Origin of the sequence: Pseudarthrobacter enclensis, from assembly GCF_030811655.1 — a bacterium.
Classification (GTDB): domain Bacteria; phylum Actinomycetota; class Actinomycetes; order Actinomycetales; family Micrococcaceae; genus Arthrobacter; species Arthrobacter enclensis_A.
Genome location: NZ_JAUSRE010000006.1, coordinates 42,953 through 55,725, shown reverse-complemented (window position 1 = coordinate 55,725; position 12,773 = coordinate 42,953). Strand labels below are relative to the sequence as shown.

At 65.5% G+C, this 12,773-nt stretch carries 12 protein-coding genes; 9 read left to right on the top strand and 3 right to left on the bottom strand.

From position 1 onward, the window contains the following. Window positions 1-2 precede the first annotated feature (2 nt). Both J2X98_RS07325 and J2X98_RS07320 read right to left on the bottom strand, forming a co-directional pair. Window positions 3-758 (bottom strand): type 1 glutamine amidotransferase, encoded by a 756-nt coding sequence (locus tag J2X98_RS07325; RefSeq protein ID WP_141941600.1) that lies wholly within the window; start codon window positions 756-758, stop codon window positions 3-5. After that, window positions 755-2,047 carry a Mur ligase family protein gene (locus tag J2X98_RS07320; protein ID WP_174237508.1) on the bottom strand — a complete coding sequence of 431 codons (1,293 nt, stop codon included), beginning with the start codon at window positions 2,045-2,047 and terminating at the stop codon, window positions 755-757. Before J2X98_RS07320 ends, J2X98_RS07325 begins: the two co-directional genes overlap by 4 nt. Before the next feature lie 90 nt (window positions 2,048-2,137). Here J2X98_RS07320 and pdxT point away from each other — a divergent pair, with 90 nt between their 5' ends. The 9 genes from pdxT (at window position 2,138) to J2X98_RS07275 (ending at window position 12,107) form a co-directional block, all read left to right on the top strand. After that, window positions 2,138-2,848: a pyridoxal 5'-phosphate synthase glutaminase subunit PdxT gene (gene pdxT / locus J2X98_RS07315; protein WP_141941596.1), complete on the top strand. Its 711-nt coding sequence runs from the start codon at window positions 2,138-2,140 to the stop codon at window positions 2,846-2,848. Between the two features lie 4 nt (window positions 2,849-2,852). Continuing rightward, window positions 2,853-3,608: a YebC/PmpR family DNA-binding transcriptional regulator gene (locus tag J2X98_RS07310; RefSeq protein ID WP_018761454.1), complete on the top strand. Its 756-nt coding sequence runs from the start codon at window positions 2,853-2,855 to the stop codon at window positions 3,606-3,608. 68 nt (window positions 3,609-3,676) lie between these two features. Beyond that, complete coding sequence (ruvC, locus tag J2X98_RS07305) at window positions 3,677-4,255, top strand: crossover junction endodeoxyribonuclease RuvC (RefSeq protein WP_141941593.1); 579 nt, start codon at window positions 3,677-3,679, stop codon at window positions 4,253-4,255. Between the two features lie 90 nt (window positions 4,256-4,345). Beyond that, window positions 4,346-4,990 carry a Holliday junction branch migration protein RuvA gene (gene ruvA / locus J2X98_RS07300; protein ID WP_307306119.1) on the top strand — a complete coding sequence of 215 codons (645 nt, stop codon included), beginning with the start codon at window positions 4,346-4,348 and terminating at the stop codon, window positions 4,988-4,990. Further along, the gene (ruvB, locus tag J2X98_RS07295; protein WP_307306116.1) at window positions 4,983-6,068 is read left to right on the top strand and encodes a Holliday junction branch migration DNA helicase RuvB; all 1,086 of its coding nucleotides are present in this window, start codon (window positions 4,983-4,985) and stop codon (window positions 6,066-6,068) included. Before ruvA ends, ruvB begins: the two co-directional genes overlap by 8 nt. A 208-nt stretch (window positions 6,069-6,276) precedes the next feature. Further along, complete coding sequence (gene yajC / locus J2X98_RS07290) at window positions 6,277-6,693, top strand: preprotein translocase subunit YajC (RefSeq protein ID WP_307306112.1); 417 nt, start codon at window positions 6,277-6,279, stop codon at window positions 6,691-6,693. 100 nt (window positions 6,694-6,793) lie between these two features. Then, window positions 6,794-8,551 carry a protein translocase subunit SecD gene (gene secD / locus J2X98_RS07285; protein ID WP_307306109.1) on the top strand — a complete coding sequence of 586 codons (1,758 nt, stop codon included), beginning with the start codon at window positions 6,794-6,796 and terminating at the stop codon, window positions 8,549-8,551. Beyond that, window positions 8,551-9,567: a protein translocase subunit SecF gene (gene secF, locus J2X98_RS07280; RefSeq protein ID WP_141941583.1), complete on the top strand. Its 1,017-nt coding sequence runs from the start codon at window positions 8,551-8,553 to the stop codon at window positions 9,565-9,567. The genes secD and secF overlap by 1 nt, the downstream gene beginning before the upstream one ends. Window positions 9,568-9,716: 149 nt before the next feature. Continuing rightward, the gene (locus J2X98_RS07275; protein ID WP_174237507.1) at window positions 9,717-12,107 is read left to right on the top strand and encodes a RelA/SpoT family protein; all 2,391 of its coding nucleotides are present in this window, start codon (window positions 9,717-9,719) and stop codon (window positions 12,105-12,107) included. On the opposite strand, the gene J2X98_RS07270 is transcribed toward J2X98_RS07275, so the two are convergent. Continuing rightward, window positions 12,036-12,734 carry a type IV toxin-antitoxin system AbiEi family antitoxin gene (locus J2X98_RS07270; RefSeq protein ID WP_141941581.1) on the bottom strand — a complete coding sequence of 233 codons (699 nt, stop codon included), beginning with the start codon at window positions 12,732-12,734 and terminating at the stop codon, window positions 12,036-12,038. The two genes, J2X98_RS07275 and J2X98_RS07270, sit on opposite strands and share 72 nt — an antisense overlap. Between the last annotated feature and the right edge of the window lie 39 nt (window positions 12,735-12,773).

Here is a 12,773-nt window from a genome sequence, read left to right as displayed (position 1 = left end):
GGTCAGCGGGGACGGCGACCGGCGTGCTCGCGGGCCAGGAGAGCGTAAGTGTCGTCCGGGTTGCCGGGGGAAAAGCTGCCAAACTTGCGCTCAGCGGCCGTGCGGATGAGGAAGTCCGCAATGGCCGGGTTCTTGGGCAGCAGCGAGCCGTGCAAATAGCTGGCCACTATGTTGCGGTAGCGGGCACCCTCATGGCCGTCGTTGCTGTTGTTTCCCGTGCCCTTGGGTACGGTGCCGAGCGGGCGGACCCCAGTGCCCAGGGTCGTCTGGCCGCTGTGGTTCTCGTAGCCCAGGACCTCGCCGAACTCCTGGGTAGACACCTTGACGTTGCCGATCAGGCGCTCATCAGTGCCGTGTGTTTCCACGTCAAGGATGCCGATGCCCGGGATGACCGCGCCCGTGCGGGTCTTGAAGAACCGGCCGAAAAGCTGGTAAAGGCCACAGATGACAAGCATGGGCGCGCCGTCCTCCGCCAGGTCCTTCAGTTGCCCGGCCCGGGCCTGCAGGTCATCCTGGATGACCAGTTGGCCGCTGTCCTGGCCGCCGCCGCCGACGATGATATCCACGTCCTCCGGGAAGGGATCGCCGACGTTGTACTCAAGCAGTTCAGGGGTGTAGCCGTGCCACTGGATGCGCCGCTGCAGGACCAGGGCGTTGCCCCAGTCGCCGTAGATGTTCATGTCGCGCGGGTACAGCTGCACCACGCGGATGGTGCCCTTGGACCGGCCGTCCGTGGCCGCTGCTTCTGCCTGGTTCACGAGACAACCTCCACGGTGGTGATTTTGGACAGTTCGCGGCGGATGGCCAGCATGGCAGTGTAGGTGCAGAAGATGCGCTTGGGCTTGCCCCGGCCCTCCCGGACGAACGCTGCCAGCGCCGCGGGAATATCCGTTTCCACCGCTCCGACGGGAACCTGGTCATACTGCAGCCGAAGTGCCATGTCGTAGGCCCGTGACCCGGTCAAAACGTCCACCCCGCCCTCGCGGAGGGAGTCGAATTCGACATCCCACAGCCAGGACATGTCGCGGCCGTCCGCGTAGTTGTCGTTGATGGCAATCATGGTGGCATAACCGGCGGCGGGGAAGGACTTCAACCCCAGGCGGAAACCGCTCGGGTTTTTCACCAGCACCAGGTCCAGCGGCTGGCCCTCCACGGTGAGACTTTCACCGCGGCCGAAGGCCGGGGCCACCCGGGACAGCGCCTCCAGCAACGTGGCGTGGTCAGCTGTTGCGGCGCCCGCTCCGCAGATGCTCCGGGCCAGCGTCAGGGCGGCGGCGGCGTTGAAGATGTTGTAGACGCCGCGCAGCTTCATCGCCGTGGTGACCGTCCCGCCGTCGTACTCAAACTCGGCGCTGTCCGCGCCCACCTTACGGAGTACGACGTCGGCGGCGGGCTTTTCCGGCAGGGCCGCCGGAGCAGGGCTGCCGGGGGCGGCGCGCATGTCGTCGTCGTTGGGAAAGGTGCCCAGCAGGGAGTGGTCAAGGCCGAAGTACTTGACCTCCTGTCCCGTCAGGGTGTCCGCGATCCTGGCGACCCTTGGGTCTTCACGGTTCAGGACAACCGTTCCGGTGGTTTTGGCGGCGATCTGCTGCAGCAGCTGCGCGGTCTTGTCGATCTCGCCAAAGCGGTCCAGCTGGTCACGCAGCACATTGAGGAGCAGGCAGTACCGGGGCGGGACACTGTTCACGAAATGGACGGCATGTGCTTCGTCCAGCTCCAGGACAGCGACGTCTGCATCCAGCCTCCCGCGCCAGTCAACCTCGCCCAGGAGGGCAGCCGCCACGCCCCGCGTGAAGTTGCTCCCGGTGCGGTTGGTGAACACCTTCAGGCCCTGGCTTTCCAGCAGCTCAACCACCATTTTGGTGGTGGTGGTCTTGCCGTTCGTGCCGCTGACCACCGCAACACCGTGTGGCAGGGTGGTGAGCGTCCGCCGCATGAAGCCGGGGTCGATTTTCTCGACCACCAGGCCTGGCAGGGCGGATCCGCCACCCCGGAGCCGGGAGACCCTGCGGACCAGCTTGCCGAGCGGAACAGTGAAGAAGACCATGTTTTGAATATATCCCAGCAGGGGCATGCAACCTTTGCCGGCCGCGTGCCCGCGGCTTCGGCCATCCTTCACGGCCCGTATGCTGGAGGGATGATTAATCCCCCATCTGCTGCTCCTGCACGCGTGGGTTCGGGCCTGAAGATTGGCGTCCTGGCCCTCCAGGGAGACTTCCGCGAGCACCTGCGTGCCGCGCAGGACACAGGCGCCCAGGCCGTGCCCGTACGCCGTCCGGAGGAACTGGACGGCCTGGACGGCCTCATCATTCCAGGTGGCGAGTCCACCGCCATCGATAAGCTCGCACGGGCGTTCGAGCTTGCCGACCCCCTCCGCAAGTACATCGCCGAGGGACTGCCCGTCTATGGATCCTGCGCAGGCATGATCCTGCTCGCCTCGGACATCGCCGACCCCGCAACCGATCTGTCCGGCGCGCCCCAACAGACCTTCGGCGGCCTGGACATCACCGTCCGCCGGAACGCGTTCGGCCGGCAGCGTGAGTCCTTCGAAACCGACCTGGACTTCAAGGGCCTGGACTTCAGCGCCACCGAATCCGGCGTGGAACCGGTGCACGCGGTCTTTATTCGCGGTCCCTGGGTGGAGCGCGTGGGGCCGGACGTGGAGGTCCTGGCCCAGGTGGAACCGGCGGACCCCGGGCAGGCGTCGCACGCCGTATCGCTCCCCGGGGCGGCTAGAATTGTCGCAGTGCGTTCCGGCCAGCTGCTGGCCACCTCCTTCCATCCGGAAGTGACCGGCGAAAAACGCGTACATGAACTTTTTATCCGAATGATCAGAGGAGAAGCGTAAAGCCATGTCAGGCCACTCCAAATGGGCAACGACCAAGCACAAAAAGGCGATCATTGACAGCCGCCGCGCCAAGTCGTTTGCCAAGCTGATCAAGAACATCGAAGTTGCCGCCCGCATGGGCGGACCGGACCTCGCCGGCAACCCCGGCCTGGAACTGGCTGTCACCAAGGCCAAGAAAACGTCGGTTCCCAACGACAACATCGACCGCGCCATCAAGCGCGGCGCCGGCCTCACCGGCGAAGTGGTGGACTACACCGAAATCATGTACGAGGCCCGCGGGCCCCAGGGCTCGGCCCTGCTGATCGAGTGCCTTACCGACAACAAGAACCGTGCGGCCTCCGAAGTGCGCCTGGCCATCTCCCGCAATGGCGGCACCATCGCCGACCCCGGTTCGGTCAGCTACCTCTTCACCCGCAAGGGCGTGGTGAACCTGCCCAAGAACGGCCTGAGCGAGGATGACGTCCTGATGGCAGTCCTGGACGCCGGCGCGGAGGAAGTCAAGGACAACGGCGAGACCTTCGAGATCCACTCGGAACCGGGCGACCTCCAGGCCATCCGTGAAGCGCTGACGGAAGCCGGCATCGAATACGACACGGACGAGGTGGAGTTCGTGCCGTCAATGCAGGTTGAACTCGATGTGGACGGCGCGCGCAAGTTCCTCAAGCTCGCCGACGCCCTCGAGGACCTCGACGACGTGCAGAACGTGTACAGCAACGCCGACCTCAGCGACGAAGTCCAGGCTGCCCTGGAATCAGAGTGACGTCCGGCCTTGCCAGGTAATCGGCCGCCCGGGCTGGAACCGGCTGCGCCCGGGGCGCGGGTGCAGGCGTGACCCTCCGCGTCCTCGGCGTCGACCCCGGCCTCACCCGGTGCGGCATCGGTGTGGTGGATGTCGAGCGGAACCGCCGCGCCAGCATGGTGGCCGTCGGCGTCGTGGGCACGTCCCCGGACGAGAGCCTCGACCGGCGCCTGCTGGTGATCGCCACCGCCATTGACGAATGGCTGGACCGCTACGAACCGGAGGTCCTCGCCGTCGAGCGCGTCTTCTCGCAGCTCAACGTCAGCACTGTGATGGGCGTTGCCCAGGCCTCCGGCGTGGTCATCGCGGCGGCGGCCCGGCGGGGAATACCGGTGGCGCTGCATACGCCGTCGGAGGTCAAGGCGGCGGTGACCGGAAGCGGGTCCTCCAACAAGGACGCCGTGACCAAGTTGGTCACCAAGATCCTCCGGCTTGATGCCCCGCCGCGTCCGGCTGACGCTGCCGATGCCCTGGCACTGGCCATCACGCACGCGTGGCGGGCCGGAAGCGGGGCGGCCGTGGCAACCACAGGCCCCGGCAGTTCATCGCTCACGCCTGCCCAGCGGGCGTGGGCCGAAGCCGAGGCCAAGGCGCGCCGCGCACGCTGATTGTCCCTGCTGCTTGCTAGGGTATTCGTAGATATGTTCGGATAGCCGGGGCCACGATATAGGGTCCGGCAGAATAACGGGAGCCCGGCCTTGATCAGTTTCCTCCGCGGAACCGTAGCGCACGTTGGCCTGTCAACGGCAGTGATTGACCTCAACGGCGCGGGCATGAGTGTCTACGCCACGCCGCAGACCCTCAGCCGGCTGCGGGTGGGTGACGAGGGGCAGCTGTTCACCTCCCTGATCGTCAGGGAAGACTCGCTGACGCTTTTTGGCTTCGCTTCCGATGACGAACGCGAGGTATTCGACATCCTGCTCAGTGTCAGCGGTGTCGGCCCCCGCTTGGCTTTGGCAGTCCTGGCGGTGCATGATCCTGAAGCCATCCGCGTCGCAGCGCACACAGGGGACAGCAAGACCTTCACCAAAGTCCCCGGAATCGGGCCCAAGGTGGCCGGCCGGATCGTGCTGGAACTGGCCGGGAAGCTCGTCCCCCATGGAACCCCGGCAGCGCCCGGTGCCGCCACCCCGGCAGAAGCCGCCTGGAAGCCCCAGGTGGTGGCCGCCATGACAAGCCTGGGTTGGTCCGAGAAAGACGCCTCCGCCAGTATCGACAAAGCCCTGGCCGACGATCCTGAGGTGTCCTTCCGCGGCAACGTCCCGGAAATCCTGCGCACCACCCTCCGCTGGCTGGGCCAGGACGGCGCGCGCGCCGGCAACCGCGTAGGCACCCGTGGCTGAACACTCGCTGGTTGCCGCAGGGGAGGAGCCGGAGGAGCGGGCCATCGAGGCCGCGCTCCGGCCCAAGAACCTGGACGACTTCGTTGGCCAGCACCGGGTGCGCAAGCAGCTGTCGCTGGTGCTCCAGGCTTCCCGGATGCGCGGACGGACGGCGGACCACGTGCTGTTCTCCGGTCCGCCGGGCCTGGGCAAGACCACCCTTGCCATGATCGTTGCCGCGGAAATGAACGCCCCGCTGCGCCTCAGCAGCGGACCGGCCATCCAGCACGCCGGCGACCTCGCGGCCATCCTGTCCTCGCTGTCCGAGGGCGAGGTACTGTTCCTCGACGAGATCCACCGCATGTCCCGGCCGGCCGAGGAAATGCTGTACATGGCCATGGAGGACTTCCGGGTGGACATCGTGGTGGGCAAAGGCGCCGGTGCCACCGCCATTCCTCTCGAGCTGCCACCTTTCACCCTGGTGGGTGCCACCACCCGCGCCGGGTTGCTCCCGGGTCCTCTCCGGGACCGGTTCGGCTTCACCGGACACCTCGAGTTCTACTCCGTTCCCGAGCTGGAGCTGGTCCTTCGCCGCTCCGCAGGGCTGCTGGACCTCAAAGTCAATTCCGCCGGGTTCGCCGAAATCGCCGGCCGTTCCCGTGGGACCCCGCGCATCGCCAATCGACTGCTGCGCCGCGTCCGGGACTGGGCGCTGGTGCATGGTGTGGAACAAATCGATGCCAGATCCGCCTCCGCTGCCCTGGATATGTATGAAGTGGACAAGAAGGGACTGGACCGGCTGGACCGGGCAGTCCTTGACGCCCTCATCACCAAATTCGGCGGCGGTCCCGTGGGTCTGTCCACCCTGGCCATCGCCGTTGGCGAAGAGACCGAAACCGTGGAGACGGTCGCCGAGCCCTTCCTGGTCCGTGAAGGCCTGCTTGGACGTACCCCCCGGGGAAGGATCGCCCTGGCGGCAGCATGGACGCACCTGGGCTACGCCGTCCCGGCCGGCGTCTTCGCACAGGAGCAACTCGACCTTTTTGAAGCCGGCGCAGATGAGTCCCCGGCCGCAGACTTGGCCCCGGACGGCCAATAGCAGGCTCCCTTCAGCTTTTCCCTCTAGACTGGTATGACGCCCGGCACGTTCGGGTCTTTGTTTCGCGGGAGGCCCTGACGCCCCCGTCGCTTGGGGAAGTAGTTGTCAGGCGCTCTGCCTGCATCATGCCAGCCCCGGCCGAAGCGAAGCCGACGTCGCTGGTAAACCAGCTGCACCCGCAAAAGAACGGAATTCCCCCTTGGATCCAATGTCAATTCTCCTGTTCGTCATGCTCGGCGTGTTCATCTTCATGATGTTCCGCCGCAACAAGAAGACGCAGCAGCAGCAGGCAGAGCTCCAGTCGAAGTTCGCTCCGGGCGTGGAGGTCATGACCAGCTTTGGTCTTTTCGGCCGGATCGTTGACATCGACGAGGCCGAAAACAAGGTCACCCTTGAACTTTCCCCCGGAAACCTGGCCACCGTCCACCGCCAGGCAGTTACCAAGGTCGTGGAGCCAGCCGTGGAACCCGCGGCCGAAGCCGGCGGGCCCGCTGCCGCTTCGCCGGTGGTACCGAACGACCCTTCCTCGCTCACCTTTGGGGAGACCGGAAGCACGGCCACGGGTACCGAGACCCCCGAAGAAACCCTGAAGCGCCTCAACGACGAGGGCAAGAAGGACAGCTAGGCCCGCTGGCCCCTTTCCTCCCTCTACCGCTGCGGACCACCGCCGGCGCAGGCAGCAGCCCGCGCCGGCGGTTCCTCCGCGAATAAGAGAAAGATCGACAATGGCACGAACTGGCCGCAAGAAGCCGGGGCTCCGCGTCCTGGTCTGGCTTGGCGTACTCCTGGCAGCGCTGACTGCAGTCCTGGCCGGCGGGACCGCCGTCGGACAGGCCAGCTGGGCACCCAAACTCGCCCTGGACCTTGAGGGCGGCACCCAGATGATCCTCGCCCCGAAGGTCGAAGGCGGTTCGGACATCAACGAACAGCAACTCAACCAGGCCGTGGCGATCATCCGCCAGCGCGTCGACGGCTCCGGCGTTTCGGAAGCTGAAATCAGCACCCAGTCAGGGCGCAACGTGGTGGTCAGCCTTCCCGGCACGCCCTCCGCAGAAACCCGCAACCTGATCCAGGCCTCCGCGGACATGAACTTCCGCCCCGTCCTTCTCAACGGAGACGGAGCAGCGGTGCCGCCGGAGTCGCGGACGCCGGATGACAAGCTGCCCAAGCCCACGGCCCAGCCCGCCAACAGCAGCGACACCAACTGGATCACCCCTGACATCTACAAGCAGTTCGAGGCACTGGACTGCAACGGTGCCGCCGCCGAGAAGTCCCAGCGTTCGGATCCCACCAAGCCGCTGGTCACCTGCGAGCCTGCCACCGCCAAGTCTCCGGCCATCAAGTACATCCTGGGTCCCGTGGAGGTCAAGGGCAGCAACATCGTCACGTCGTCCTTCCAGCTGCAGCAGGGTGCGCAGGGTGCAGTCACCAATGACTGGGCCGTCAACATCCAGTTCGACGCCGAAGGAACAGCAAAGTTCAAAGACGTCACCGAGCGCCTGAACCAGTTCTACGTGGCCGCCGGCGGTCAATCGGGCACCGACCCGAAGTCCCAGTTCGCCATTGTCCTGGACGACCAGGTCATTTCCGCGCCGCGCGCGCTGGCAGTGATCACCGACGGACGTCCCCAGATCACCGGCGGCTTCACCGAGCAGACCGCCAAGGCACTGTCAGACCAGTTGAAGTTCGGCGCACTGCCCATCAGCTTCGACATCCAGAGCGAACAGCAGATCTCCGCCACCCTCGGTGGGGAGCAGTTGCGGATGGGCCTGCTGGCCGGCCTGATCGGGCTCCTGCTTGTGGTGGTGTACTCGCTATTCCAGTACCGTGCCCTCGGCTTCGTCACCATCGCCTCCCTGGTGGTGGCAGGCGCCCTGACGTACCTCGCCATCGCCATCCTCGGCTGGACCGAGAACTATCGTCTTTCGCTGGCCGGCGTGGCAGGCATCATCGTGGCCATTGGCCAGACGGCAGACTCCTTCATCGTCTACTTCGAGCGAATCCGCGACGAACTGCGCGAAGGGCGCGGACTGGTGTCCGCCGTCGAAAACGGCTGGAAGCGCGCCAAGCGGACCGTCCTGGCCTCCAAGGCCGTCAACCTGCTTGCGGCCCTCGTGCTGTATTTCGTTGCCGTGGGCAACGTGCGCGGTTTCGCCTTCACGCTGGGCCTGACCGCCATCGCCGACCTCATCGTGGTGTTCATGTTCACCCACCCCACGCTGCAGCTCCTGGCCCGCACGCGCTTCTTCGGTGAAGGACACAAGTTCTCCGGCCTGGATCCAGAACGGCTGGGCGCCGTGCCGCTGTACCGCGGTGCAGGACGCATCCGAACACCGGAAGACAAGCCTGCGCTGGTTCGGACCAAGAACACCGGGGCGGCTGCAGAGGCTGAGCGACGCATGACCATCGCCGAACGGCGTTTGGCAGAGAAGCAGGAACAGCTGGCTGGCTCGTCCAAGACCTCCGCGAAGGAGAACAAGTAATGTCAGGCTTCGCCACTTTCGGCAACGAGCTCTACACCGGCAAACGCTCCTACGACTTCGTCGGCGCCAAGAAAATCTGGTTCATCATCGCCGCGGTGGGAGTGGCCCTTTCCATCATCATCCCGGTGGCCAAGGGCGGCTTCAACCTCGGCATCGAGTTCCGTGGCGGCTCCGAGTTCACGGTTTCGAACGTCAAGACCACAGATGCCACTGTCGGCGAGAAGGCTGTCACGGACGTGGTGTCCGGCAGCGTTCCGCGGGTGGCCAACGTGGCCGGCAACACCATGCGGATCCAGACGGACAAGCTGACCGACGACGAAACCCTCCGGATCAAGCAGGGGCTCACCGGGGCGTACGGGGTCACCGACAACGAGGTGACCTCCACGTTCGTTGGACCTACCTGGGGTGCTGACGTGACCAAGCAGGCATTGATCGGTTTGGTGGTGTTCGTTCTGCTTGCGGCGCTCCTGATGGCCCTGTACTTCCGCACGTGGAAGATGTCCGTCTCTGCCCTCGCCGGCATGGCTGTGACCATGTTCATCACTGCCGGGGTGTACGCGCTGAGCGATTTCGAGGTCACGCCCTCGGCCATCATCGGCTTCCTGACGGTCCTGAGCTACTCGCTGTACGACACCGTGGTGGTCTTCGATAAGATCCGCGAGAACACCTCGGGCATTGATGCGTCCACGCGGCGCACCTTCGCCGAGGAAGTAAACCTCGCCGTCAACCAAACGCTGGTGCGGTCCATCAACACCATGATGGTGGCTATCCTTCCCGTGGGCGCCATCCTGTTCATTGGTGCAGGGCTCCTGGGGGCAGGAACCCTGCGGGACCTGTCGCTGGCCTTGTTCGTCGGGATCCTGATCGGCACCGCGGCCACCATTTTCGTTGCCGCCCCGATGTACGCATGGCTCCGGCAGGGCGAACCGGACCTGGTCAAGCAGGCGCGGCGCGTGCAGCAACGCCGGGCCGGGGCAGGGGAACGGTCGGCCCCGGCGTCGCCGGCCAAGGCCTGACAAGCCCGGGCAGGCCGTCCTGAGATCCGGAAGAGGCCGGGCAGCGCACACTGTGCGCTGCCCGGCCTCTTCCTATTCTCTCCCGGTTATAAAAGTGGGTGCCTTGAGGAATAGACTGGGGTAATTAAACAGTGGTGAGGGGTGCTTCATTGGAAGAACGTTCGGCGGCGGCGCCAACGGCACAGGAAGAAAAGAGTCCTGCCGGTGTACAGGCCGGTTCGGCAGCCCCGGCGCGCCCCGGTTCCCTGGTCCCCGTGGACAACTCGGGATCCCGTGCCACATTCCCTGGCCGCCGTGAACGCACCCGCTCCCGCCTGGCCCGCCTGACCGGCCGGGGCACCGCAACCTATTCGCCCATCCTTGAGCCGCTGCTCCGGACAGTGCGCGCCAATAATCCCAAAGAGGACTTCGACCTCATCCAGCGGGCCTTCGACGTAGCCGAACGCAGCCATCGGGGCCAGAAACGCAAGAGCGGCGACCCATACATCACCCATCCGGTGGCCGTGGCCACCATCCTTGCTGAGCTGGGCCTCAGCGGAACCACGCTGGCCGCGGCCCTCCTCCATGACACGGTGGAGGACACCCCCTACACGCTTGCGGACCTCAAACGGGACTTCGGGCCGGAAGTGGCCATGCTCGTTGATGGCGTCACCAAGCTGGACAAGGTCAGTTTCGGCGAGGCCGCCCAATCGGAGACGGTCCGCAAAATGGTCGTGGCCATGGCCAAGGACATCCGCGTTCTGATGATCAAACTTGCTGACCGGTTGCACAACGCCCGCACCTGGCGCTTCGTCTCTGCCGAGTCGTCAGCCCGCAAAGCGCGTGAAACCCTTGAAATCTTCGCTCCGCTGGCGCACCGACTGGGTATGAACACCATCAAGTGGGAACTTGAGGACCTGTCGTTCGCGGCGCTTTACCCCAAAGTGTACGAAGAGATCGTCCGGATGGTGGGGGACAGGACCCCTGAGCGGGAAAAGAGCCTGGGGGTGATCCGCGACCAGATTACCGAGGACCTGCGCACCGCCCGGATCAAGGCGACCATCACGGGACGGCCCAAGCACTACTACTCGATCTACCAAAAGATGATCGTCCGCGACAAGGACTTCGACGACATCAACGACCTCATGGGCGTCCGCGTCCTGGTGGACTCGGTCCGGGACTGCTACGCCGCCCTGGGCATCATGCATTCGCGCTGGAACCCGCTGCCCGGCAGGTTCAAGGACTACATCGCGATGCCCAAGTTCAACATGTACCAATCGCTGCACACCACGGTGATCGGCCCCGGCGGCAAGCCGGTGGAGATCCAGATCCGCACCCATGAGATGCATCGACGGGCAGAATACGGCGTGGCGGCCCACTGGAAGTACAAGGACCAGCCCAACCGCACCGCAGTCGGTCCGGGCAGTCCCCGCGACGGCGACATGGGCTGGCTGCGTTCCCTGGTGGACTGGCAGCAGGAGACCTCGGACCCGGGCGAGTTCCTGGACTCGCTGCGCTTTGAAATCAACGCCCGCGAGGTGTTCGTCTTCACGCCCAAGGGCGAAGTCATGGCCTTGCCTGCCGGATCCACGCCGGTGGACTTCGCCTACGCCGTACACACGGAAGTTGGCCACCGCACCATCGGCGCCAGGGTCAACGGCAAGCTGGTGCCTCTCAACAGCGAGCTTAACCACGGCGACTGGGTGGAGATCTTCACCTCCAAGGCCGAGGGGGCCGGACCCAGCCAGGACTGGCAGCACTTCGTCAAGAGCGCCAGGGCGCGCAACAAGATCCGCCAGTGGTTCAGCAAGGAACGCCGCGAGGAGGCAATCGACCGCGGCAAGGAACTGCTGACCCGGGCCATGCGGAAGCAGAACCTTCCGCTGCAGCGCCTGATGACCCATGAGGCGCTGGCCGCCGTGGCGGAAGAGTTCAAGTACGCCGACATTTCGGGCCTGTACGCCGGCGTGGGGGACGGGCACACGTCCGCCCAGTCGGTCATGGAGAAGCTCATCGAGAGCCTGGGCGGCAACGAGAGCGCCGATGATGATGTTGAAGAAGTCAGCATCCCCACGCAGGTCACGAAGGCCCGCTTCTCGGACTCCGGCGTGGTGGTGCGCGGCGTGGGCGATGTCTGGGTCAAGCTCGCCCGGTGCTGCACACCCGTTCCGCCGGACCCCATTCTTGGTTTTGTGACCCGCGGGTCCGGGGTCTCCGTGCACCGCACGGACTGCACCAACATCTCCGACCTGAAGGACCAGCCGGACCGGATCGTCGATGTGGACTGGGCCCCTACGCAGTCCAGCGTCTTCCTGGTGGAAATCCAGGTGGAGGCTTTGGACCGCAAGTCACTGCTCTCGGACGTGACGCGTGTACTCTCCGACAATCACGTGAACATCCTCGCGGCCAGCGTCCACACCTCCACGGACCGGGTGGCCATCTCGAAGTTCGCTTTCGAGATGGGCGACCCCAAGTACCTCAGCCACGTACTAAGCGCCGTCCGCAGGATCGACGGGGTTTTCGACGTCTACCGGACCACCGGGAACAAACGCCGGAGCTAGCCGGGCAAGTTTTTCCAGGGCAGCGCGTTTGTGTGGGACCCGGGGTGTCGCCTCGATGGCGCGTACCAGAAGGCGAAGCTTCACATCCTTCTGCGGGCGTGCCAGGAGACCGGCCAGGGCTGGAACGGCTCGCTCTGGTTCAACATGCAGGGCGATATCAAGTGCCGTCCGCAAGGGGCTGGAGACCATGAGTCCGCCCAGGCTGACCACATCCAGGGGCCCCAGCCGGACCTCATGCAGAGTGCAGCCGCGGGTATTCCGAAGGCTGGACACCCTCCGTTTTGCGTCCACCAGCAGCGCCAGCCGGTCAGGCTCAGCGGCGCATCCGTAGATCCATGCTGCTGTCATCCGCCCGGCCACCACCCGTTGCCGGATTGGCGCCGGGACTGCGCCGGCTGCCGCCCTGGCCCGCAGCTGTGGAGAAGCGGTGACTCCCGGGAGGGTGTAGCCCTGTTGATGGAACCGGGCCAGCAGGCCGTCTGCCGCGAGGGACTGCAGTTCGGGGCCCGCGAAGGGCATCCCCGGAGCGTATAACTCCGGAAAGCGGGGCATGACGGCGGCGTCGCCTGAGGTGGCCTGGCGGTCCGGGCGGAGAGCGCCGGCGGGGGGAACTGGTGGTGTGGCCATATCCCTATCCTGCCCGCACGCACATAACAGGCACAGGCC